Source organism: Quadrisphaera granulorum (assembly GCF_003149145.1).
GTDB classification, from domain to species: domain Bacteria; phylum Actinomycetota; class Actinomycetes; order Actinomycetales; family Quadrisphaeraceae; genus Quadrisphaera; species Quadrisphaera granulorum.
In genome coordinates this window covers 50758-74500 of sequence record NZ_QGDQ01000001.1, presented here as the reverse complement: position 1 = coordinate 74500, position 23743 = coordinate 50758, and the positions used below count along the sequence as shown (strand labels likewise).

The following is a 23743-nucleotide window of genomic DNA, read 5'->3' as shown; positions in this document are numbered from 1 at the left end:
GCGGGCGGTGCCTCAGGCGCTGAAGCGCGGGAAGGCGCTACGCCCGGCGTAGCGGGCGGCGTCGTCCAGCTCCTCCTCGATGCGGAGGAGCTGGTTGTACTTGGCCACGCGCTCGGACCGGGCGGGGGCACCGGTCTTGATCTGGCCGCAGTCGGTGGCGACGGCCAGGTCAGCGATGGTGGTGTCCTCGGTCTCACCGGAGCGGTGGCTCATCATGCAGCGGTAGCCGTTGCGGTGGGCCAGGGCGACGGCGTCGAGGGTCTCCGTCAGGGTGCCGATCTGGTTGACCTTCACGAGCAGCGCGTTGGCGGCGCCGGTCTCGATGCCGCGCGCCAGACGGGCCGGGTTGGTGACGAAGAGGTCGTCGCCGACGAGCTGCACGCGGGAGCCGAGGGCAGAGGTGATGGCCGTCCAGCCCTCCCAGTCGGACTCGTCGAGCGGGTCCTCGATGCTCACGAGGGGGTAGTCCTCGACGAGCTTCGCGTAGAACTCGATCATCTGCTCGCTGGTGCGGCCCTGCTTCTCGAAGGTGTACGTGCCGCCCTCGTGGAACTCGGTGGCCGCGACGTCGAGCGCGAGCGCCACGTCGGTGCCCAGCGACAGGCCCGTGGCCTCGACAGCCTGCGCGATGAGGTCCAGCGCGGCAGCCGTGCCCGGCAGGTCGGGGGCGAAGCCGCCCTCGTCGCCCAGCCCGGTGGGCAGGCCCTGCTTCTTGAGAACGGACTTCAGGGAGGCGTAGACCTCCGCGCCCTGGCGCAGCGCCTCGCGGAACGTGGGGGCGCCGATCGGGGCGATCATGAACTCTTGCACGTCCACGCCGGTGGTGGCGTGGGCGCCGCCGTTGATGATGTTCATCATCGGCACGGGGAGCGTGTGGGCGTTGGGGCCGCCCACGTAGCGGAACAGCGGCAGCGAGGCCGACTCGGCGGCGGCGCGGGCCACAGCGAGGGAGACGCCGAGGATGGCGTTCGCGCCCAGCGCGCCCTTGTTGTCGGTGCCGTCCAGGTCGATCATGGCCTGGTCGAGCAGACGCTGCTCGGACGCCTCGAAGCCGACGACCTCCGGGCCGATGGTGTCGAGGACGGCGGAGACCGCACCCTCGACACCCTTACCGCCGTATCGGCTGCCGCCGTCGCGCTTCTCGACGGCCTCGAACGCGCCGGTGGAGGCGCCCGAGGGCACCGCCGCGCGGCCGATGGTGCCGTCGTCGAGGGCGACCTCGACCTCGACGGTGGGGTTGCCTCGCGAGTCGAGGATCTCGCGGGCGCCGACGGCCTCGATGCTGGCCACGGGCGTGCCTCCTGGTGGTGGGACGTGCTGCGCTCAGCGCACCGGTCGGGCTGACCCTAGCCGGGACGGCCGCAGCCGATAGGGGCGGATCCGCTGCACAGGGTTCTACGGTCGGGTGCGACCCGGCAGACTGCAGAATGCATCGGTATGGATGACCCAGCAGGAGGCGACATGAGCACCGAGACCGCAGAGTCCCTGGAGACCGAGCGCCGTAGCGCCGTCTTCGTCGCCGAACGCCCCTGGGGGCAGTTCCAGCAGTTCGTCCTCAACCAGCAGTGCACCGTGAAGATCATCACAGTGGAGCCGGGTCACCGCCTCTCCCTGCAGAAGCACGAGCACCGCGACGAACTGTGGCAGGTCCTCGACGTCCCCCTCGACGTCCAGGTCGGCGAGCGCACCTGGACCGCTCAGGTCGGTGAAATCGTCTACAGCCCCGCCGGGTCCCTGCACCGCCTGGGCAACTCCGGCACCGAGACCGGCCGCATCCTCGAGGTCGCCTTCGGCAGCTTCGACGAGTGCGACATCGAGCGCCTCCAGGACGACTACGCCCGTCCCGAGGCCTGAGCAGCACCTCGCGGACTCCGCAGCACAGCAGAGCGCCCCGCCACCCGAGAGGGTGGCGGGGCGCTCTGCTGTATGCCGGGTGCCAGGACGGCACTGGACGTCTCAGGAACCCGGCGGCTCAGGAACCCGGGTGGCGGAAGAGCGCACCCACCGTGCGCAGCAGGATCTTCACGTCGAGCCACAGCGACCAGTTCTCGATGTAGTGGTTGTCGAGCATGATCCGCTCGGCGATCGAGGTGTCACCGCGCAGGCCGTGCACGGCCGCGAGACCCGTCAGACCCGCCGGCACGCGGTGGCGGCCGGTGTAGCGCGGGATGTGCGAGGAGAACTCGTCGACGAAGTGGGGCCGCTCGGGACGCGGGCCGACGATGCTCATGTCACCGCGCAGCACGTTCCACAGCTGGGGCAGCTCGTCGAGAGACGTGACACGCAGCACCTTGCCCACGGGCCCGACGCGCTTGTCGTTGCTGATGTTCCACTGGGTCTGCTGCTCGGCGTCGTTCACCGGCTTCATCGAGCGGAACTTCAGCATCGTGAACGGACGTCCGTCGATGCCCACCCTGACCTGCTTGAACAGCACGCCCGGGCCGCCCTCGAGGCGCACCGCGAGAGCGATGGCCGCCATGACGGGTGCGGCAAGGACGAGCAGCGCGCCCGAGAAGGCGATGTCGAAGAGGCGCTTGACCTTCCACGCAGGCGTGCGGAACGCCGCGCGGCGCACGCGCACCAGGGGCATGCCGTGGACCTGCTCCATGTCACCGTGGACGTGCTGGAGCTCGAAGAGCCGCGGCACGAAGAAGAACTCGCACTCGAGCCGGTCGCAGGTACGCAGCACGTCGACGAGGTCAGCCTCGCGGACGCTCGAGAACGCGACGACCACGACGTTGATGCGCTGCTCCTCGATCACCGCGGCGAGGTCGTCAACGCTGCCAAGCCACGTCACACCCATCGTCTTGTCGGTGTGGATCGGGAACGGGTCGAGCACCGCCACGGGCAGCAGGCCCGCCTCGGGGTGGTTGTGCAGCCTGTCGAGCAGGGCGGCCCCCACGGTGCCCGCACCCAGCACGAGGGTGCGGTGAGCAATGATCCGCTTCCGCCGCGCGTAGCGGACCACCGCCACGGCGATGGCGCGGAACACGATGATGCAGACCGCGAACACAACAGCGCGACGGAAGACGTCGAGTGCGAAGACGTCAGGCCAGCGCAGCTTCACCACGACCAGCGTCAGCACAAAGGCGCTGCAGCAGGCCACGAGGATGCCCGGCAGCATGTCGAGAACCGACGCGGTGAGGTGCGACTGGTAGAGCCGCTGGGCTGCCAGCGACAGCGCCACCATCGCCGTCATGGCGATCTCGAGCGTGTCTCCGTGATAGCTGATCAGCCAGGAGACGGCCCACGCCGCCACGTCGGCCAGCAGGAGGATGGCCGACATCGACAGGAAGACGCCCTGCCAGCCTCGGCGCCGCTCCGGGAGGTCAGTCCGCTTGAGGCCGGCGGAGTGACCGCTGAGGACGACCCCTTCCGTCAGGGCCGCCGGTTCTAGGGCATCTCCACGCCCGCTGATCGTCACTCGTGACCCCCTGGTCGATGATCGTCTCGCGCCAGGCTCCCTTGCCGAACCGCTGTGGCCACCGCTGAGTGTGGCCTCTGCACACCACCTGCGTCCACCCGTGTGGCGAAATGCCCCCGAATGGGGTGTGTTGCTCCGGATGGCTCAAGGAGCGCGACCGGCGTCCCGCGCCCCTTGCCACCCGGGAGCGTCATGACGTCCACGAGCTCCAGCAGTCAGCCCTCAGGACTTCCGCGGCTTCGCCGGGGTGAGGCCCTCGGTGCCACCCTGCAGCGGCCCGGCTCCGGCAGCAGGCACCCGCGGGCCAGCGGGGCGGACGCCGCCCGCAGCCGGACCACCGGACGCGGGGCGCGTCTCCAGGGGGGCCGGGCTCTGGCTGGACGGTGTCGCTGCCCCCGACGAGCCGCGGGGGGAGCGTGCCTTGCGGTCCTTCTGGGTCACGATGACGCCGTCCAGGCTGCGGCCGGCGACCACCAGGCGGTCCTGCAGCTCGTCCCACGAGGCAGAGAGCTGCGCCGCCGGCCGGTCGGCGCGAACCACGGCCACGGTGGTGCTGGCAGCACCGAGCACCGCGAAGGCACGGGGGCTGCGGGCCAGCGGCCCGGCGGCCACGACGACCAGGTCGTGCTGCTCACCGAGCGCGGACAGGACGTCGTCCAGGGAGTCGCTCTGCAGCAGAGCTGCCTCCAGGACGCCGAGCGACGCACGGCCAGGCAGGTGCCCCAGCACGGGCACCGAGGCCAGCGACCCCGGGGCCAGGGTTCCGGAGGCCGCGCGAGCCGTCAGCGGAGCCGGGGCGACGGGCAGGCCACTGGCATGCACGAGACCGGCCTCGTCGTCGGCGGGGGCGAGCACGAGCACGGAGCGCCCGTCGCGGGCAGCGGCCGCGGCCAGCCCGAGGGCGACCTCCGCCGTGGCGTCGCCGCTCTGCAGGCCGGTGACGAGCACCGGGCCCTTGGGGCGACCCGAGGACAGGTAGCGCAGCGAGACCAGGGGGGCGAGGGCCTCGGCGACCGGCTGGTCGCGGCGGCCGGTGACAGAGACGACGCCGAGCAGCGGCACGCCCGACCCACGGACGAGGCCCTCCACGTCCTCGCGCGAGCGGCCGCGGCGCCAGATGGCGACAGCGCTGGCAACGAGCGCGGCGAGCACGGCGCCGATGAAGGCGTTGCGACCCGGCTTCGGCTCGGTGGGCTCGGTCGGAGCGACAGCGGCGTCGACGGACGCAACGTTGTCGCCGTAGGCGTCGGCCCGTCCCTGGATCTGACCGGTGGCGACGGCGCCCTGCGCCCGGATCTCACCGGCGTTGTTGAACGCTTCGACGTTCGTCGGGGCGGCGTTGGCGACGACGGCGGCCGCTGCCGCCTCGGTGGCAGCCTGCGACGACTTGATCGCAGCCTGCGTGGTTGCGGCGACCTGGGCGCTGACCTGGGCCCGGTACGCAGCCACCAGGGCGTCGGCGCGCGCCTCGGCCTCGGCGCCGGTGGAGCCGACAGCCGTGACGGTGAAGGCGTCGCTGGCGGCGCTGGGCGTGACCTTGACATCGTCGACCAGGTCGGCGGGGGTCGCATTCACGCCGGCAACCGCGGAGGCGGCCTCCAGGACACCGGACGACGTGACCAGCCCCACCTGGTTGGCAAGGAAGCGCTCCGGGTCGCCTCCGCCCGGGGCCTCACCGAGGGGGTTGAACGGGACGGTGCTGCGCAACACCACCGTCGAGGTCGCCTCGAACTCCTTGGGTGTCAGCAGGCTCACCTCGTAGGCGACGACGCCCACGACGATGGCACTGGCCGCGATCCACACCCACGCGCGTCGCAATGCCGAGAAGACCACGGATCGACCCGCCGGCTCACCGGCTCTGGCCTCCAGCTCCGACATGCTTCTCCTACCCATCGACGACGCAGCCATGCTCGAACGGTGCCCGAACGGCCTTCGGCACCACAGGCGGCATTGATCCGCCAGGGTGAACTCGTAGACCACGGCCACCCAAGTGCCGCTCGGTGATCCGGCGGCGAGGGACAGCGGACCGACCCCTCCTGCGAGAACGGTCCGGACCGGCTGGGAGCCACCTGTGACACCTCGACGAGGTCGCGGCGAGGGAGGGTGACGATCGCTCGGTCGGGCTACTCGCGGTCAGAAGCCTACTCCCGCTGGCGGACCCAACCCAGCGCGTCGACGGCGGCGGTGAGAGGTGCGACGGCGGCGCGCCAGCTGTGGTCGGTGCCGACGGCGTCGGCCCCGGCGCGCCCGAGGGCCTCCGCCCGTTGCGGGTCGACGAGCAGGTCGGCCACCTCCCGGGCCAGGTCAGCGGGGGTATCGGCCACCACCACGCCGCGGCCCACGAGGTCCTCCAAACCCTCGGCACCCACCGCGGTGGCCACCAACGGGCGCGCCGTCGCGAGCGCCTCGAGGATCTTCAGGCGCGATCCGCCGCCCGCCAACAGCGGCGCCACGGCCACTCGGGTGGCGGCGTACCAGGGCTCGAGGCTGTCGACGGTGCCGGTGACCACCACCGACGGCCCGGCCAGCCCCTGCACGGCGGGGGCAGGGTTGCGTCCCACGAGCTGCAGACGAGCCTCGGGGACCCGCTGCAGCACGAGCGGCCACACCTCACGGGTGAACCAGACAGCGGCCTCGACATTCGGCGTCCAGCTCATGAGCGCCACGAAGCTGACCACCGGGTCCGGTGCCGGGGGCAGCGGATCCGGTTCGTCCCAGGCATTGGGGACGACGACAACGCGCTCGTGCCGCGCGACCTGCGACAGCGCGCGCTCGTCGACCGTGCTCGTCACGGCAACGATGTCCGCGTGGCGCCCGGCCTCCACGCGGCGCAGGGCGCGCGCCTCCACGGTCCAGACGAGCTTCTTCAGGCCCCGGGTCGTCGCGGCTACGCGCTGGGCCAGCACCGACTCGACGTTGTGCATGTCCAGCACCCGGACGGCGCCGCGCAGGGAGCGGGCGAGCGGCAGCAGCTGCACGTGCTCGACGACGAGCAGGTCGGGTTTCGGCAGCGACTGCGCGAGGCGCTCGAGCGCACGGTCGTAGAAGCGTGCCGAGCTGAGCGACCCGCTGCGGGCCAGGCCGACCGCCAGGTCGAACGGACCGCGGCGCAGCGGGGCGGTGACCACCTCGAAGCCCTGCGCGCGCAGGCCTTCGGCATCCTCGTCGGCACCGCTGAAGGCGACGACGGTGACCGGACCGCGCTCGGCCAGGGCACGGCAGACGCCCAGGGTGCGCCGCTTGTCGCCGCTGTTGGGCGGCCACGGCAGGAACTTGGCGACGACGGTGCTGCGCAGGGGTCCTCCTCGGTCGGTGCATCAGTCGGTGCACGTCGGGTGCGGGGTCAAGAGTGCTGCACCGGTCACCCGCAGGCTCACACCGCGCACTCGTGCGGCCCAGCCGCGTAGCGCACGGGCAAGCCAGATGCGCGGAGGCGCGCCGTGTGGGTGTGACCGACTTCCGACGCGTTCGCCCGTTTTCGCACATGACCACACTCCGTGCCTCCACGATGGCGGTGCGCGACGACGTGGGGATGCTCCGTCCGGGTGAACGACGCCGTCTGCGCACCAGTGCTGGCAGCGGTACGCCGAGGTCATGCATGCCCGGGCAGCTCGGACGGCGCGCCCGTGAACGGCCCCGTGGGGTCGCTCTCTGCCACCGACCCTGGAGACGTGCATGTCGACTCACCGCGCCCGCGGCCACAGAGACCGAGGCCCGCGCAGGCACCGCCGCCTGGCGTGGGCGTCCGCCGTCTCGCTCACCCTGGTCGCCGCCGTCGCGACGACCGTCATCACGCACGGGGGTCAGATCGCTCCCGGCAGCGTGGCTCCGGGCGGACCCGCCACCGCCGCGCCAGGTGCGCTCACGGCTGAGGCCGGCAGCGGCCTGCCCGCCGGCGGGCTGGGCGCCACCGAGCAGGTCGCGGTCATCACCTCCGACAACGGCGTCAAGCGCGTCACCGGTGACGACCGGGTGGCCACCGCACTCGCCGTCGCCCAGGACCGCTTCCCCACCGGCTACCCCACCGCGGTGCTCGCCAGTGCCGACGACTTCGCCGACGCCCTGGCCGGTTCGGCGCTCGCCGACGCCGTGGGCGCCCCCCTGCTGCTGAGCGGTCGCGGTGGCCTGGACCCGCGCGTGGCCGCGGAGCTGACTGCGCACCTGACCCGCGGCGGCTCCGTGTACGTGCTGGGTGGGCCGAAGGCCCTGGCCCCGGCCACCGACGACGCCGTCACCGCCGCCGGCGGCGAGCCCGTCCGCCTCGCCGGCAAGGACCGCTACGCCACCGCCGCCGTCATCGCCTCGCAGGTGGCCGAGGAGAGCCCGACTGAGCGGTGCGACGCGCTGCTCGTGACCGGCAAGACCTTCCCCGACGGTGCGGCGGCGTCCGGCGTCGTCTCCGCACACCGCCCGCTGCTCTACACGATGGGCGAGACCATGCCGTTCGCCACGCGCGCCGCGCTGGCCGCCTGCACCGGCGAGGGCAGCACCGCGACCGCGGTCGGCGGACCCGCGGCCAAGGCTGCCGAGTCCTCGGACCTGCCCGCGGGAGTGCAGCTGGAGACGGTGGTCGGGACGGACCGCTTCGACACCTCCGCCAAGCTCATGGCGCTGGCGGTCGGCGGGCAGCAGGCAGCCGCCACCCGTGTGGAGGAGACCCGCGACGCCGCGGCCGGCGACGCCTCCGAACTCGGCGACACCGACGCCGGCCAAGCCTCCGCGTCGCCGTCGCCGTCGTCGTCCTCATCTCCCTCGTCGTCGTCTGCGTCACCGTCCTCCTCGGCGTCAGCGCAGGGCCAGCAGGACGCCCAGTACGCCGCCGCGGTCCGCGGCGAGGCCAGCTCTGGCCCGGTGGTGCTCGCCAGCGGCGCCGACTACGCCGACGCCCTGGTCGGCGGCACCTACCACCGGCCCGTGCTGCTCACCGAGGCCAGCACGCTGCCCGACTCGGTGGCCGACGCGCTGCACGCGGCGTCCAGCGACGTGCACGGCGTGCTCGTCGTCGGTGGCGAGCGCGCGGTCTCCGACATCGCCGCCGACGACGCTGCCCAGATCGCCTCCGGCACCGCTCCGGCCGACGTGCGGGCCAAGCGGCCCGCGGCCGCGCCCTCGGCGAGCGCCAGCCCCTCCGCGAGCTCGGCGAGCCCGTCGCAGAGCCCTGCGGCCCCCGCGGGCGGCGGCACGATCACCGGCGCCGGTACCGGCAAGTGGTTCTCCGGCGCCTCCGGCACCGGCGTCAGCGACGGCAGCTTCGCGAAGTGGCGTGGCAGCGAACTCGGCATCGTCGGCACCTGGTCGGACAACAACTCCGCCATGGTCGAGGCGTGGGCCATGCAGCCGGGCCAGGAGTTCGGCTCCTGGCAGGGCAACATCGACATCGCCGTCGGCGCCATCGGCGGCGGCGAGACCTGGCAGGCGGCCTCCACCGGCGCCTACGACGCCCGCTGGCGCCAGTCGCTGACGAAGATGAAGACGCTGTGGGGCAACAAGCCCGGCACGGTGTACATCCGCTTCGCGCACGAGATGAACGGCAACTGGTACGACTGGAGCGTCAACAAGGGCAACAAGGACGCCTTCGTCGCCAGCTGGAAGCGCTACCGCGCGCTGCAGCAGGAGATCTTCCCGAAGTCCAAGCTGGTCTTCTCGGTGAACCGAGAGTCGGTGAACTCAGGCTTCAACTGGACCGAGTCGTTCCCGGGCAAGCAGTACGTCGATGTCATGGGCGTCGACTACTACAACCAGTACCCCACGGCGAACTCCGTGGAGGACTTCCGCGGCGCTCTGAGCGCCAAAGACGGGTACGGGGCGCCGAAGGGCCTGCAGGCGCACTCCGACTTCGCGAAGAGCGTCGGGCTGCCGCTGTCGGTCAACGAGTGGTCCGGCATCTCAGAGAACGCCGACTCCCCCGGCTTCATCCAGGGCATGTACGAGTTCTTCTCCAAGAACGCCGGCTCCGGCCCGGGGCAGATCCTCTACGACGTCCAGTTCAACTGCGACATGGGCGGCGGCAAGTTCATGCTCTACAAGGGCAAGATGCCCAAGTCAGCGGACATGTACCAGAAGCTCTTCTGAGCCTGGTGGGTCGGCTGAGCGGCTGATCGACACGACCCCCCGACCGGTGCGCCCGGTCGGGGGGCGTCGTCGTCCGACGTCCACGACCGGTCTGGTGCCGCAGGTACCGTCCTGAGGTGACCTCTCCCACCCCTCCGCTCGTGGTGCCCCCCACGCGCCGCCAGCAGGTGGTCAAGCTGCTCGGCCGCGCCGGCTGGACCACCGGTGACCAGGTGCTGGTCAGCCTGACCAACATGGCGCTGAGCGTCCTCGTGGTCCGCTCCCTGTCGCAGGAGGGCTGGGGAGCGTTCTCGGTGGCCTTCGCCGTGTACTCCCTCGTCATCGGCGGCAGCCGCGCGCTCATCAACCAGCCGCTCGTCGTGCGCTACACGGGAGAGGGCGACGACAGGTTCTTTGAAGCCGCACGGGCGAGCGCCGGCGCCGGGATCCTCCTGGGCGCGGCCGCCGGCATCGTCACCGCTGCGGTGGGGATCTTCACCACCGGCGCCTCGGGCCCCTCGCTGATCGTCATCGGGCTCCTGCTGCCCGGCCTCCTGCTGCAGGACCTGTGGCGCCTCACGTTCATCGCCGAGGGGCGCCCCGCTCGTGCCGTGAGCATCGACGCCATCTGGGCGGTGACCCAGCTGGTCGTCGCGGGCGTCATCATCGCCACCCAGAACGCCAGCGCCACCAACTTCCTCCTGGGCTGGGGCCTCACCGCTCTGCTCTCCGGCGTGATCGGCGGCCGCATGTTCGGCGGTGGTCCTCGCCTGCGTTCGGCGATGGCATGGATGGCTCAGCAGAAGGACCTCACCAAGTACTACCTCGCCAGCTTCCTGTCGGTACTGGGCGCCAACCAGGCCACGATCCTTCTCATCGCCGCCATCGGCTCCCCGATCATCGTCGGCGAGCTACGCGGGGCGCAGGTGGTCCTGGGCCCGCTCAACCTCATCGGGTACGCGCTGTCGGCTTTCGCGATGCCCGAGGTTGCCCGTCGAGGTCTGCGCGGGCGCAAGGCGCTAGCGGTCGGCCTTGCCCTGTCCGCCGTGATGGTGGCCGCGCAGCTCGCCTACGGGTTGGTGGTGTTGTCCATTCCCGACAGCTGGGGTGAGCTCGCCTTCAAGCAGAACTGGGACGGTGCACGCGGCGTGCTCGGCGCCTCCCTCGTGGGCCTGGTCGCCATCGGTGCGGGCTTTGGCGCCAGCACCTTGCTCGTGGCCCTCGGCTTCGCGAAGCAGACCTTTTGGACCAACCTCGTGCTCGGGCCGGCGCTCATCGTGTTCGGCCTCGTCGGTCTGCAGATGGGCGGTGCCTACGGCGCGGCGCTCGGACTGTCCCTGGCGCAGTGTGTCGTCACACCCATCCAGTGGATCATGGTGATCCGCCTGATGCGCCGGCACGGGACCGGCACCGACCTCGACTGAACCGCTCCATCAGCCCGTCCTCTCGCGAGCGTCAGACTGCGCGGTCGTCGTCGTCCTTGTCCCTGTCCCGCCCAGCATGCAGAAGTGCCGCCGGCCGCCGCAGCCACGGTGCTCGGCGGCGCTTCTGCATGCTGGGCGGGACGGATCCCACGCGCGGAGGCCTCGGGCAAGCCGGTCCAGGGCGAACGCAGATGCAGCTGACCGCGGTCACCTTCGGAGGTGACCGCGGTCAGCTGCATCTGCGGCGAGGGCGGTGGCGCAGGCGCCCACCCCTCAGGACATCAGGGCGTCAGATCCTCAGGCCGGAACTGCCAGCTCGTCCTCCGGTGGCGCGGCGCGCTCCTTCTGCCGCCGGAGCACCACGCGACGCACGACGTCACCGCCGCCGATGCTGGAGAGCAGCCACACGAGGTATGCCGTCTGCGGCTGCAGCAGCGCCCCGGAGAGCACCATGACCATGAAGAGCATGGCGACGGGCACCACCGGCAGGGGCGCCCTGTCCAGGACGGCCAGCACGATGAACAGCAGCACGAGGCCGCCGGCGACGAGCCCGTACTCGAAGAGGAGCTTGGGGACGACGCCGTACAGGACGTCGTCGCCGCCGCCGTACCGGTTGGAGGCCAGGAGGCGCTCGGTCATGCCGGCACCGGCACCCACCACGTTGCGCTGGGTCTCCTCCGCGAGGCCCCGGAGCACCTCCTGGTACGGCGAGACGAAGCGCGCGTACCCGCTGGATCCCGGCTCGGACAGCTCGCCGCGTCGGCTCAGCAGCACGTCCGCCACGGGTGTCATGAAGACGATGAGCACGCCCAGGGCTCCGGCCACCAGGTGGCTGGGCCGTACGAGCTTGGGGGCGCGGGCCACGACGAGGACTCCGCCGACGGCCAGGAGCAGCACGCCGGTCCCGGAGACCGCGGAGGCGACGCCGGCGAGCAGCACCGCCTGCTTCCACGCCCGGACCCCGATGACCAGGCCCACGAGCACCGCGAGCGCGGCGTACTGCGACAGGAACGACGGCTCGAGCAGCACGAACGCGTTGGCCTTGCGCACGGGGTTGTCGTAGCCCAGGGGGTTGTCGAAGTTGTAGAACGGCACGATCCAGCCGGTGGGCACCCAGTCGGACAGGTAGTCGCGGAAGCTCCAGACCCCGGCGAGCTGGCTGAGCAGCTGCAGCACCCCGACCACGGAGAGCACGAGCATCGTGCCCACGAAAGCGCGCCCCGCGGCCAGGACGACGTCACGGCCCGCCGGGCCGCCGGTGCTGAGGATCCACGGCAGGTAGACGACCACCAGCAGCAGGTACGAGGTCATGGAGAAGTCGCGCCCGGACACCGCGATCCAGGCCGTGGTGGCCAGGGTGGCGCCGACGGCCAGCAGGTAGAGCTCCCCGCGGAGCCTGTCGACGCGCAGTACCCCACGGAAGATCATCACCGCGGAGAAGATGTAGGCGAGGGGGATGCCGACGGAGATGGCCGTCTCCCCCGCGGGCACGCCGATGCGGTTGGTGAGCACGAGCAGCACCGTGAAGACGCTGACGATGCGCAGGTCGGTGCGGTTCGGACGGTGCTCGTCGACCGGCTGCAGGTGCACCCCTGCGGTCTGCGGTGCCGTCTCGGCCGGACGCGTCGGCCGAGCGAGCGCGGTCACGCGTTGCGCCGGGAGCCGGCGCGCCGCAGGAGTGCGGTGGCGCCGCGCCAGAAGCCGACGCCCCAGCCGACCTGCATCGCCGCAAGGGCCAGCGGGATGGCAGCGCGGTCGGCGCCGGGCGGGGCCGACCTGCCGATGCGCGCCCCGACCGCCGTGACGCCGATGGCGTACGGGACGACTGCGGCCAGGGCTACCCCGGGCCGGCGCAACCCGACCACCGCAGCGCCCACGAGGTAGACCACGAGCAGTGGCGGCGCCAGGTGCCGCAGACGCAGGCTCCTCGGGTGGCGCACCGCGACGCCGGGCTTGCCGGAGCCGTAGCGGCGGTACTGCCGGTAGAGGGCCCCGACGCTCTCTCGGGAGTCCCAGTCGATGGTGAGCGCCGGGTCGAAGAGGATCTCGCCCTCGCGGCGCAGCCGCTGGTCGAACTCGAAGTCTTCGTTGTTGGCGATCTCGGTGTCCCAACCGCCCAGCTGGCGCACGAGCTCGGTGGGGTAGCAGCCGAACGGCACGTGGTCGACCACCTGCTCCTCGGTGCCCCAGTGGTAAGTGGACCCACCCACCGCGAGCTTGGAGTTGAGGACGGCGGCGACGGCGCGGCCACGCGAGGTGCGTGCCACGGCGGTCTTGCGGCCCCCTACAGCGGCCCAGCGCCCTTCTCGGAGACGCTTCGCCGCGTGCGCCAGGTAGCCGTCGCTGATGGTGGAGTGCGCGTCGACGCGGACCAGCCAGCGACCGCGGGCGCGGGCGAGCCCGGCGTTGAGACTCAGCGGGATCGACGGCTCCGGCTGGTGGACGACGACGATGCGCGGATCGCGATCGGCGCGGGCGGCCAGCAGCTCGGCGGTGCCATCGGTGGAGCCGTTGTCGACGACGACGATCTCGAAGTCGACGCCCTGCTGGGCGAGGATGGAGTCTAGGCACCGCTCGATGGACCCGAGCTCGTCGCGGGCAGGCACCAGCACGGTGACCTCGACGGCGGGCAACGCGGGCACCTGGGCGCCGGTCGGTTCGGGTGTGGGAGCGCCGGTGCGGGTGGCGTCGGTCAGGGCGCTCACGCGCACCTCCTCGTGGTTCCGGATGCGTCCGAATCTACGCGGACAAAAGAGGGTCCGTCGTCCACGCAGCAACCAGTCGGGTGACGCGACCCTGCCACAGCGTCAACCCCCGAGTCCCAGGGAGGTACCGTCGATGAGGGGCACGCCGACGTGCTCGGACTGACGCGCGGCCGTGATCCTCGGCCCTGTCGAGAAGGCCCGAGAAAGGAACTGCACGTGGCGCTGAGGGTGGTGTACCGCTCATGGGGCGGTGAGAACGAGAAGAACAGGCCTCCGGGCTACAGCAAGCTCACATGCCTGGTCTCGTTCCTGCGTGCGGCGGAAGCTGTCGACGCCGACGTCGTCTTCCTCAACGACGGGCCGGTCGCTCCCGCCCTGCGCGGCCTCATGGACCGCCACGGCAAGGTCGTCGAGCTGGAAGGCTCGGGGATGCGTGCCTCGTACTGGGGCGCGATCTCCCTCGCCGTCGACTCCGACTGGGACGACGACGACGTCGTCTGGTTCAGCGAGGACGACTACCTGTACCACCCGGAGGCGTTCACCGCGCTCGTCGCAGCGGCCGACGGCCCGGAGGCCGTGCCGGCGCAGTACTTCGCGCTGTACGGCTCCACCCCTGACCGCTCCGTGCACGGACCCGACGAGCCGACCTCCGAGCCGCCGCCCGGGTGGGTGCAGCTGGGACCCTTCCGTAGCGAAGGACGCGACTGGGTGCGCATGCAGAGCACCACCTCGACCCTCGGCGCCCGCCTGGGCGCGCTGCGCGAGGACAAGGGAATCTTCAAGCTCTGCATGTACCCCCACAAGAACATGCTGCGCGACCACGACACCTGCGTCGCGATCCAGGGCTTCAGCCCCTACCGCCCGTACGACCTGGTGCACCCGCTCTACGAGCGTGGCCGCAGCCTCAAGATGCGCGTGCGCGACGCGCTGATCCTGCCGTTCCTGCTGGCCACGGTGGCCCGCGCCTTGACCCGCCGTCCGGAGCGGCGCCGCACGTTCCTCGCGGTCGAGCCGAACCTGGCGACGCACATGGAGGTACTGCGGATCGCCTCCGGCACCGACTGGGACGCCGTCGCGGCCGACGCGCAGGCCTGGGGCACGGAGCGAGGTCTGCTCACCGCCGACGGCATCAGCGCCTGACGGCATCACCCACCACGGCGAAGGCCCCCGGACCGAGAGGTCCGGGGGCCTTCGCCGTCCCACCGGAGCGAGCCGGGTGAACAGGGCAGGAGCGGGCCGACCCGCGGCACCGCGGCTACCAGGCGAGGCTGGTGTACATCGCGGCCGACTCCGGCATCCGGGTCTTCGGGCTGACCAGCAGCCACTGCCCACCGTCCATGTCGACGTTGAACTGGATCTCGTAGAGCACCTGACCTGCGCCGGTGCCGCCGTGACGGGTGAAGAAGTCGTGCATGCGACGGACGAACACCGGCATGTCGCCCTCCTCGGCGTTGCCGGACCACTCCGAGACCGCCAGCGGCAACCCGACGGTCCTGGCGAAGTCGAGGTGGCCCTGCAGACCCTTGGGGGCGCCCCACTGGTCCTTGAGGACCATCGCCGCCTCCCAGCCCTCGTCGGACTCCACGGACGGGAACTGGTTGTAGTAGTCGACGCTCATGACGTCGACGAGGCCGTCACCGGGGTACAGCGTGCGCCAGTCGATCCCGGCGTCGCCGGCCTTCTCGTCGCGGACCGTCTCACGGTTCATGCAGAGCACGAGCTTGGAGGCGGGGAAGATCTCCTGCTGGAGCGCGCGGTAGCGCGCCCAGGCGGTCTTGAAGTCGTCGACCTCGTTCGAGCGGACTCGCCACCCGTACCAGTTGCCGTTGAGCTCGTGGGCAAAGCGGATGTACACGGTGCCCGGGCGGGAGCCCCAGGTGTCGCGCAGCCGTGTGAGCGACTCGCGCCAGCGGTCGTCGTAGGCGCCCTGGGCCGCCCGCGCCCAGGACTCCCCATCGTCCAGGTCGATCGCCCCGAGGGCGACGTCGAGGGGCTTGCTCCAGGACGCGTACTCCGCCCCGGGCTGCAGCGTGTACTGCTTGAGCATGGCCTCGTTGTTGTCGAACCACGTGGCGGAAATGTCCAGGTCGCTGCCGCGCGCGGCGGCGTAGGAGCCGTCGGCGACGCCCTCGCCCGCCGCGCCGGACATCCACTCCGCCGGCACGAACGGCGTCCCGGTGGGCTCCGGTGCCGGCGCTGACGGCGGCGGTGTCGGCTCCTCGGAACCGCCGAGCACCCGCACACCGAGCCAGGTGCCGAGGCCGGCGACCGCCACCGCGCCGGCGCCGATGCCGATGGCGCGGCGGCGCGTCGGGTGGTGCGGCTCCGGCGGCGGCGCGGCGGCGCGCCTCTCGGACGTGGACGGTGGCATGGCTGCCATCGGTGAGCTCCCCCTGCTGGTCTGGCTGGTCGTCAAGCTGTCGGCGGGCCCCCGTGCGGAGCCGGCCCGCTCCCAGCGTGCTGCGGGACCGGCCTCCATGGTCACCCACGGGCGGCCGAGCGGGCGACTCATCGCGGCCGGACGAGGGGACGTGTGGCGCACCTCGCGTAGCGTTCCCGTGTCGTCAGGGTTTCCCGCGGACTCGCGGCCGACACCCCTGACGCGCCCGATCGGGTGGTCGAGCTCACCCAGCGCTCCCGACCACTCGCAGGACCCACCGGTGGAGGACCCGTGCCCGCCCATCCCCCCCAGCAGCCCTCGGACGGCACCGCGGCGCAGGCGGCCCAGCCGTCCCTCGGGCCGCTCGAGGACGTCGAGCTCGTCGTGGTCGCCTACCGCAGCAGGGACCAGGTCGAGCAGATGCTCGCCGGGCTCCCCCGCGACCTGCCCCTCGTCGTCGTCGACAACTCCGACGGGTCCGACGGGCTGCGCGCCGTCGTCGAGGCACGCACGCACGGCCGCTACCTGGAGGGCGGCGGCGTGGGCTTCGCCCGGGCCGCCACCCGGGGCGCACTGAGCTCGACGGCGTCGGTGGTCGTGTTCGTCAATCCCGACGTCCGCCCCACGCCCGAGCACCTGGCCGCCGTCGTCGCCGACGTCCGCGCCGACCCCACGTGCGCCGCCAGCGGCGCCTGCATCGTCGACACCCACGACGCAGCGGGCCGCCCCGTGCCACCGCAGCCCCAGATCGGCTGCGGCGGCTGGGAGCCGACCCTTCGCCGCGTCGCGGTCCACGCAGCCGGCCTGCACAAGAAGCTCCCCACCGCCGGCGTCTACGCGATGCCCCGCGCCAACCAACCACTGCGCGTCGACTGGGTCAGCGGCGGCTGCATGGCCGTGCGACGAGAGGTGTTCACCGAGCTGGGCGGCTTCGACAGCGACTTCTACGTCTACAACGAGGACATGGCCTTCGGCCGGGCCAGCCGCGAGCGCGGCCTGCACGAGAAGCTACGCACCGACGTGCTGGTGCCCGGAGCCAGCGGCGGGTCCGGAGCACCCAGCCTGGAGATGATGCGGCTCCGCGGCGCCTCCATGGCCCGCTACGTGCGCAAGCACCACGCGCCGCTGCCGGCACTCGCCATGCGCGCACTGACCGCGGCCGGCTACGCCGTGCGCGCCGCCGAGCAGGTCGCCCGCGGTGACCGCCGACGCGCTCGCGAGCACTGGGCGTACGCCGTCGGGGCGGCGACGACGACGGCGACCGTCGGCGGACGGGTCGTGACTCGTGGCTGACGCACGGGGGTGATCGCGCACGTTCGGACGTGACGCACTGTGGAGAGTCACCCGTCCGCAGGACCGCAGGACCAGGGGTTTGCTCACGGCCCGTTAGCGTGGGCGACGTTCCGGAGACGACCACGACATGCGGGGGCCGCAGCACCATGAAGATCCTTGTGACGGGCACCGAGGGCTACCTGGGATGCCTGCTGGCTCCCCTGCTGGTCGAGGACGGCCACGACGTGACGGGCCTGGACACCGGCTACTACAAGCACGGTTGGCTCTACAACGGGGTCACCAGCACGGTGGCCACGCTGGCCAAGGACATCCGCGACGTGCAGGTCGAAGACCTGCGCGGCTTCGACGCCGTCGTCCACATGGCCGAGCTGAGCAACGACCCCCTGGGCGACCTGCTGGGCGAGGTCACCTACGAGGTGAACCACAAGGGCTCCGTGCGCCTGGCCGAGGTGGCCAAGCAGGCGGGGGTGAGCCGGTTCGTTTACATGTCGAGCTGCTCGGTGTACGGCGTGGCCGAGGGCACCGTCGACGAGACCAGCCCGGTGAACCCGCAGACCGCCTACGCGATCTGCAAGGCGCGCGTCGAGCGCGACGTGACGCCCCTGGCCGACGACACCTTCGCCCCGACCTTCCTGCGCAACGCCACCGCCTTCGGCGCCAGCCCCCGGATGCGCTTCGACATCGTGCTCAACAACCTCGCCGGTCTGGCGTGGACCACCGGCAAGATCGCCATGAACAGCGACGGCACCCCATGGCGTCCGCTGGTTCACGGCCTGGACATCGCCCAGGCGATCCGCCGGGTGCTCACCGCGCCGGCGGAGACCGTGCGCGCCGAGGTGCTCAACGTCGGTTCCGACGAGCAGAACTACCAGGTGCGCGACATCGCCGAGAAGGTCGCCGCGGCGTTCCCGGGCTGCGAGCTGACCTTCGGCCCGCCGAGCGCGGACAACCGCTCCTACAAGGTGAACTTCGATAAGATCAAGAAGGTCCTGCCGGACTTCGAGTGCCAGTGGGACGCCGCCCGCGGCGCCCAGCAGCTGCACGACGTCTTCGAGGCGATCCAGCTCGACGAGGCCACCTTCACCGGCCGCGGCCACACCCGCCTCAAGCAGCTCGAGCACCTGCTCGCCACCGGGCAGATCGACGCCGGGCTGTTCTGGACCAGCAAGTGAAGATCCTCAGCACTCCCATCGCGGGCGTCGCGATCGTCCACATCGAGCCGCACACCGACGAGCGCGGCTTCTTCGCCCGTTCCTTCGACAAGGCGGCCTTCGCCGAGGCCGGGCTCGACACCGAGCTCGTCCAGGCGAACATCTCCTTCAACAAGAAGGCCGGCACGCTGCGCGGCATGCACTACCAGCTGCCCGTGGCCCCCGAGGCCAAGCTGGTCCGATGCACCCGCGGGGCGCTGTACGACCAGATCGTCGACGTCCGCCCGGACTCCCCCACGTACCTGCAGCACGTCTCGGTGGAGCTCACCGCGGACAACCACGTGGCCCTGTACGTGCCGCCGATGTTCGCGCACGGGTTCATCACCCTCGTCGACGACACCGAGGCCACGTACAACGTCTCCGCTCCCTACACCCCCGGTGTCGAGCGCGGCCTGCGCCACGACGACCCCGACCTCGGCCTGTCCTGGCCGGTGCCGGTCGCCGTCATCTCCGACAAGGACGCCTCCTGGCCCCTGCTGGCCGAGAACGGCGGAAAGGCCCCCTCGTGATCATCACTGACAGCGCCCTGGCGAAGCGGCAGCGAGAAGGTCGCCCCATCCGCGTCGGCATGGTCGGCGCAGGGTTCCAGGGGCGAGGTCTGGCCAACCAGATCATCAACAGCACCCCGGGCATGGAGCTGGTGGCCATCGCCAACCGCACCGAGGCCAAGGGGCTGCGAGCCTACGAGGAGGCCGGGACAGCGGCGAAGGTCGTCGACTCCCGCGCCGAGCTGGAACGCAGCATCCGTGAGGGCACGCCGGCCGTCGTCGCCGACGCCCTCGAGCTCGTCGCCGCTGACGGCATCGACTGCGTGGTCGACGTGACCGGTGCCGTCGAGTTCGGGGCGCAGATCACCCTGGCGGCACTCGAGGCCGGCACCCCCGTGGTGACCATGAACGCCGAGCTCGACGCAACGGTAGGCCCGGAGATCGCCCGCCGGTTCGCCGCGGCGGGCGTCATGTTCACCGGCGCCGACGGCGACCAGCCGGGCGTGACGGTCAACCTGCTGCGCTTCGTGCGTGGCATCGGGCTGACGCCGCTGGTGGCCGGCAACATCAAGGGCCTGCAGGACCCCTACCGCACCCCCACCACGCAGCAGGCGTTCGCCGAGCGGTGGGGTCAGGACCCGTGGATGGTCACGAGCTTCGCCGACGGCACGAAGATCTCCTTCGAGCAGGCGATCGTGGCCAACGCCTGGGGCATGACGGTGCCGAAGCGCGGGATGAACGGCTGGGACCACCGTGGCCATGTGGACGAGCTGATCTCCCGCTACGACGTCGAGGAGCTGAAGGCCAAGGGCGGTGTCGTCGACTACGTCGTCGGTTCCCAGCCCGGCCCAGGCGTCTATGTGCTCGCCACCCACGACGACCCCAAGCAGCAGCACTACCTCAACCTCTACAAGCTGGGCGAGGGACCGCTGTACTCCTTCTACACGCCATACCACCTCTGCCACTTCGAGGTGCCCACGACGGTGGTCCGCGCGGTCGACTTCGGCGATGCCGCCCTCGTGGCCGCCGGCGACCTCAAGGTCGAGGTGCTCACCACCGCCAAGACCGACCTGGCTGCCGGCACCACCATCGACGGCCTCGGCGGGTACCACGTCTACGGGCAGGCCGAGGACGCCACCACGGCTCGTGAGCAGCGCCTGCTGCCGCTGGGACTGGCTCCGGGCTGCAGGCTGTTGGTCGACGTCCCGAAGGACGCCGTCATCACCTACGACATGGTCGACGTGCCCTCCGGGCGCCTCGTGGACGAGCTGCGCGCCGCGCAGGACGCCCGCCTCCCCGTCGGCTGAAGTGCACACCCGTCGCTCCGCAGAACACCACCCCCTGCGGCACCGCCCCCGGGGAGTGCGCCACAGTGTCGCCGTGAGCGACGCCGCCGGGCCGGCGCCCCGTCCCCCCCGAACGCTGCTCGTCGCCGATGCCCTGTTCCGCACCGGAGCCACCCGCGTGGTGCTCTCGCTGCTGGAGCGGTGGGGTCATGGCAGCGGTGAGCTGGTCGTGCTCCAGCAGCCCACGGACGCACAGATCCTCGAAGCGCCCCCCGAGGCGCCGGTGGTCACCCTGGGGAGGCCGGGGCAGCGGCTGCGGGCCACCGCCGTGCCGTCGCTCCTGCGTCTCGCGAGGATGGCGCGCCGGCACGACGTGGTCCTGGCGACCTCGGAGATCGGCCCCGGACTCGTGCTGGGCTGGCTCGCGGCGCGCCTGGCACACCGCCCCTTCGTCGTGTCGGTGCACGCTGACCTCGACGACGCCCTCGAGGAGTGGGTCCCGAGGTCGGCTCAATGGGTGATCCGGATGGTTCACCGCCGCGCCGACGCCGCCGTCTGCATCGACGCCGGGGTGGTGGCCCCCGTGCTCGCCAACGGCTTGCCGCGGTGGAAGCTCCACGTGGTGCGCAACGGCGTCGATCTCGCCGCCGTGAGAGCGGCGGGAGCGGCCCAGCCCGTGGCGGACGCGCCGGCGGCCGCCCTCGCCGACCTACCGGTGGTCGTGGCCACCGGCAGGCTCGCCCCGCAGAAGGGCTATGACCTGCTGCTGCAGGCCCACGCCACGGCCGTACGCAGCGTCCCCCACCGGCTGCGCATCCTCAACGACGGTCCCGACCGCCAGGCGCTGGAGGCGCAGGCCGCGCGGCTCGGCGTGAGCGGGACCGTGGAATTCGCCGGCGCCATCGACGCGCCGCTGCCCGAGGTGGCGCGTGCTGACCTGTTCTGCCTGCCCTCGCGCCACGAGGGACTGCCCCTGGCGCTCATTGAGGCCGTCGCGCTGGGTGTGCCGTGCCTGGCCACGGACTCCAGCGCCGGGGTACGCGAAGTGCTCGACTCCGGCCGCACCGGCGAGCTGGTGCCCGTCGAAGACGTCCCCGCTCTCACCGAGGCGTTGCTGCGGCACCTGCGCGACCCTGCCCCGCTGCGCGCCAAGGCCTCCGCGGGCCTGGAGCACGTGGAGCAGTTCGACGTGGCAGCCATGGCCGACGGGTGGGCCGGGGCCCTGCAGGCCGCCGCGCGCCGCTCCCGCTGACCTGTTCGCCCGTTTCATCCCCTCCGCCCCACGAGATCCGGTCTGCGGCATCATCGCTGCGTGACGCTCGATCAGCACCGCCCCGTGAGCGCCCCCTCGACCGGGCCCGTCGCCGGCTCCGGGACCGCCCCCACCCGCCCGCCCGGGCGTCGCGCTCTGCTGGCCTGTGCCGCCACGGCGCTGGGCGGGGCGCTCGTGGGAGCCGCGACCGGCCCCGCGGCCGCAGCCCGTCGGCCCACCAGGAGGCGCCGAAGGGTGGCCACCGCCCGGACCGTCGCGGCCGTGAGCCCTGCCGCACCCAGCCTGCTCCAGTCGGCTGCCAGCGGCCTGCCCTTCATGCTCGGCGCCGCGGGTGACGGAGTGGCCACGGGTGAGTACGAGCGCCTGCTCGGCCGGCAGCTCGACCTCACGGCCACCTGGGCCGACAGCACCTGGTCGAGCACGCACCTGCCGGTGCTGCAGCCCGGCGGCGAGCTTGCCGGCTGGACCCGCGCCCTCGACGTCGCCGTCGGAGCGTTCGGCGCGGGCACCACGTGGGCCCAGGCAGCCAGCGGTGCCTGTGACGAGCTCTGGACCGCCTCGCTGCGCGCCCTCGCCGCGGTCAGGGGCTCCGCGCCAGGCACCACGTTCATCCGGTTCGCCCATGAGATGAACGGCAACTGGTACCCGTGGAGCGTGCGGGCCGCCGAGGTGGGTGACTTCCAGCGCGCCTGGCAGCGGTACCGAGCCCTCCAGCGAACGCTCTTCCCCTCGGCGCAGCTCGTCTTCTCCCTCAACCACAACACCGTGGGCCTGGACGCCGACAGCTCAGTCCTGCACCCCGGCCCAGGGCAGCTCGACGTGCTCGGCGTCGGCTACTACAACCGCTACCCCTACCTGGCCACCGCGGAGGACTTCGCCCGCTGGCTCCCCGCGCACGACAGATGGGGTGGTCCCGCCGGGCTGGACGCCTTCCGCGACCTCGCCGGCAGGTGGGGTGTGCCGCTGGCGCTGCCGGAGTGGTCGGTGTGCGCTGACAGCTCCGGCGGCGACTCCCCCGCCTTCGTGACGTCGCTGCGCGCATGGCTGGGAACGCACGCCGGCGCCGGGCCCGGCCAGGTTCTCTACGCGTGCCAGTTCAACGTGAGCAGCGGCTTCGGCGGAGCGTTCACGCTGCTGCCCTCCGGCAGGTTGCCTGCATCCTCCGCCGAGTTCCGCCGCTCGTTCGGGGGCTGACCGACAACTGGCTGGCTGCTGGACCGATGACGGGTCGCCACCGGTCAGCGGGAGGTCAGGGGCGGACGAGCTGGCGTTGCTCGGCCCAGGCGACGACGCTGGCCGCCTCGGCGGCCCAGTCGTGGTTCGGGGGCAGGAGCTCGATCTCCATGTGCGCGATGACGTTCGGATCCGCCGCCATGAGGAACCGGCGGTGCTCCGGCCTGCGGTGTGAGCGCAGGTTGCTCGCCACGAGGAACGGCGCGAGGTAGACGCGCCGCAGCTTGCGCATCAGGCTCCCCTCCCCGCGCAGCGCGAGCGTGCGGGCCAGGTCGCTCCAGCGGTGCGTCTCGTAGCCCTGGACGCCGTGGAACATGTCATGGTCGCGGTACATGCTGCGGTGAGGGATCATCGCGAGCCTGAAGATGCCGACGTCCTGCGCGAGCGCGTTCGCCCGCACGCCGAAGGTGCTCGCTGTGGAGTCGATGCGCTGCCACCGCTGACCACCCACGAACTCCTCGCGGTCGGTCCAGCCGCGCGGCCTCGGCTGCTCCAGCCCCGGCGGCAGGTACCAGGAGTTCTCGGTCACGCCGTACAGGGCGAAGTAGTCGACGTCGGGCAGCGCCGCCGCCGCCTCGACCAGCGTGGCCAGGGACTCCTCGGTGTAGAGGTAGTCGTCCTCGGCGAGCCAGACGAGGTCGTCGCCCCAGGTGGCCGCCAGTTTCAGCATCGTCAGCCAGGAGCCCTGCATGTTCGTGGGGCCGATGCTGACGATCTCACCGCGACCCCGCATGAGCGCCAGGCGATCCTCGGCGATGGGGCCGTTGTTCATGAAGACGACGTCGGCCTCCACGCGGTCGAGCGCACGCAGGAACGACAGCAGCGACGTCGTCTTCGAGTAGTACTCGGGGCGCCGCTTGAGGTTGTCACCCCCGTAGGAGCGGTAGATGACGCGCAGACGACCGGTGCTGCCGCCGCGCACCTGCGCCAGCGTGGCGGTGTGCTCCCACCCGCCCACTCTGACGTTCACGGGAC

The 23743-nt window shown here is 71.9% G+C and carries 18 protein-coding genes; 10 read left to right on the top strand and 8 right to left on the bottom strand.

Annotated features, from left to right (window positions below; genetic code table 11):
* Nucleotides 1–12: 12 nt before the first annotated feature.
* Nucleotides 13–1290: a phosphopyruvate hydratase gene (eno, locus tag BXY45_RS00300; RefSeq protein WP_109772309.1), complete on the bottom strand. Its 1278-nt coding sequence runs from the start codon at nucleotides 1288–1290 to the stop codon at nucleotides 13–15.
* A gap of 171 nt (nucleotides 1291–1461) precedes the next feature.
* On the opposite strand from eno, the gene BXY45_RS00295 reads away from it, so the two are divergent.
* Nucleotides 1462–1854 (top strand): phosphomannose isomerase type II C-terminal cupin domain, encoded by a 393-nt coding sequence (locus BXY45_RS00295; protein WP_109772308.1) that lies wholly within the window; start codon nucleotides 1462–1464, stop codon nucleotides 1852–1854.
* A gap of 118 nt (nucleotides 1855–1972) precedes the next feature.
* Here the strand turns inward: BXY45_RS00295 and BXY45_RS00290 are convergent, their stop codons facing one another.
* The 3 genes from BXY45_RS00290 to BXY45_RS00280 all read right to left on the bottom strand — a co-directional run bounded on the left by BXY45_RS00290 (nucleotide 1973) and on the right by BXY45_RS00280 (nucleotide 6552).
* Nucleotides 1973–3424 carry a sugar transferase gene (locus tag BXY45_RS00290; protein WP_211319107.1) on the bottom strand — a complete coding sequence of 484 codons (1452 nt, stop codon included), beginning with the start codon at nucleotides 3422–3424 and terminating at the stop codon, nucleotides 1973–1975.
* 222 nt (nucleotides 3425–3646) lie between these two features.
* Complete coding sequence (locus BXY45_RS00285; RefSeq protein WP_109772307.1) at nucleotides 3647–5302, bottom strand: hypothetical protein; 1656 nt, start codon at nucleotides 5300–5302, stop codon at nucleotides 3647–3649.
* Between the two features lie 263 nt (nucleotides 5303–5565).
* The gene (locus tag BXY45_RS00280; protein WP_109772306.1) at nucleotides 5566–6552 is read right to left on the bottom strand and encodes a glycosyltransferase family 4 protein; all 987 of its coding nucleotides are present in this window, start codon (nucleotides 6550–6552) and stop codon (nucleotides 5566–5568) included.
* 547 nt (nucleotides 6553–7099) lie between these two features.
* Between BXY45_RS00280 and BXY45_RS00275 the strand changes: the two genes are divergently transcribed.
* Together BXY45_RS00275 and BXY45_RS00270 are read left to right on the top strand one after the other, a co-directional pair.
* Entirely contained in the window at nucleotides 7100–9496 is a 2397-nt protein-coding gene (locus tag BXY45_RS00275) for a cell wall-binding repeat-containing protein (protein ID WP_109772305.1), read from the top strand.
* 116 nt (nucleotides 9497–9612) lie between these two features.
* The gene (locus BXY45_RS00270) at nucleotides 9613–10899 is read left to right on the top strand and encodes an MATE family efflux transporter (protein ID WP_146211025.1); all 1287 of its coding nucleotides are present in this window, start codon (nucleotides 9613–9615) and stop codon (nucleotides 10897–10899) included.
* A 297-nt stretch (nucleotides 10900–11196) separates the two neighbouring features.
* On the opposite strand, the gene BXY45_RS00265 is transcribed toward BXY45_RS00270, so the two are convergent.
* Nucleotides 11197–12546: a hypothetical protein gene (locus BXY45_RS00265; protein WP_109772303.1), complete on the bottom strand. Its 1350-nt coding sequence runs from the start codon at nucleotides 12544–12546 to the stop codon at nucleotides 11197–11199.
* Nucleotides 12543–13604 carry a glycosyltransferase gene (locus BXY45_RS00260; RefSeq protein ID WP_170131236.1) on the bottom strand — a complete coding sequence of 354 codons (1062 nt, stop codon included), beginning with the start codon at nucleotides 13602–13604 and terminating at the stop codon, nucleotides 12543–12545. The genes BXY45_RS00265 and BXY45_RS00260 overlap by 4 nt, the downstream gene beginning before the upstream one ends.
* Nucleotides 13605–13820: 216 nt before the next feature.
* Here BXY45_RS00260 and BXY45_RS00255 point away from each other — a divergent pair, with 216 nt between their 5' ends.
* A complete protein-coding gene (locus tag BXY45_RS00255) occupies nucleotides 13821–14744 on the top strand; it encodes a hypothetical protein (RefSeq protein ID WP_109772301.1) in 924 nt (307 codons plus the stop codon).
* Between the two features lie 115 nt (nucleotides 14745–14859).
* Here the strand turns inward: BXY45_RS00255 and BXY45_RS00250 are convergent, their stop codons facing one another.
* Entirely contained in the window at nucleotides 14860–15975 is a 1116-nt protein-coding gene (locus BXY45_RS00250) for a glycosyl hydrolase (protein WP_146211024.1), read from the bottom strand.
* Nucleotides 15976–16275: 300 nt separating this feature from the next.
* On the opposite strand from BXY45_RS00250, the gene BXY45_RS00245 reads away from it, so the two are divergent.
* From BXY45_RS00245 to BXY45_RS00220, 6 genes are all read left to right on the top strand, one after another.
* Nucleotides 16276–17277: a glycosyltransferase family 2 protein gene (locus tag BXY45_RS00245; RefSeq protein WP_109772299.1), complete on the top strand. Its 1002-nt coding sequence runs from the start codon at nucleotides 16276–16278 to the stop codon at nucleotides 17275–17277.
* Nucleotides 17278–17423: 146 nt separating this feature from the next.
* Entirely contained in the window at nucleotides 17424–18449 is a 1026-nt protein-coding gene (locus BXY45_RS00240) for an NAD-dependent epimerase/dehydratase family protein (RefSeq protein WP_109772298.1), read from the top strand.
* A complete protein-coding gene (gene rfbC / locus BXY45_RS00235; protein ID WP_109772297.1) occupies nucleotides 18446–18997 on the top strand; it encodes a dTDP-4-dehydrorhamnose 3,5-epimerase in 552 nt (183 codons plus the stop codon). Before BXY45_RS00240 ends, rfbC begins: the two co-directional genes overlap by 4 nt.
* Nucleotides 18994–20283: an NAD(P)H-dependent oxidoreductase gene (locus BXY45_RS00230; protein ID WP_109772296.1), complete on the top strand. Its 1290-nt coding sequence runs from the start codon at nucleotides 18994–18996 to the stop codon at nucleotides 20281–20283. The genes rfbC and BXY45_RS00230 overlap by 4 nt, the downstream gene beginning before the upstream one ends.
* Nucleotides 20284–20356: 73 nt before the next feature.
* Complete coding sequence (locus tag BXY45_RS00225) at nucleotides 20357–21514, top strand: glycosyltransferase (protein ID WP_146211023.1); 1158 nt, start codon at nucleotides 20357–20359, stop codon at nucleotides 21512–21514.
* Between the two features lie 60 nt (nucleotides 21515–21574).
* Complete coding sequence (locus BXY45_RS00220; RefSeq protein WP_146211022.1) at nucleotides 21575–22729, top strand: glycoside hydrolase family 26 protein; 1155 nt, start codon at nucleotides 21575–21577, stop codon at nucleotides 22727–22729.
* Between the two features lie 55 nt (nucleotides 22730–22784).
* On the opposite strand, the gene BXY45_RS00215 is transcribed toward BXY45_RS00220, so the two are convergent.
* Nucleotides 22785–23738: a hypothetical protein gene (locus BXY45_RS00215; protein WP_146211021.1), complete on the bottom strand. Its 954-nt coding sequence runs from the start codon at nucleotides 23736–23738 to the stop codon at nucleotides 22785–22787.
* Nucleotides 23739–23743: the final 5 nt, after the last annotated feature.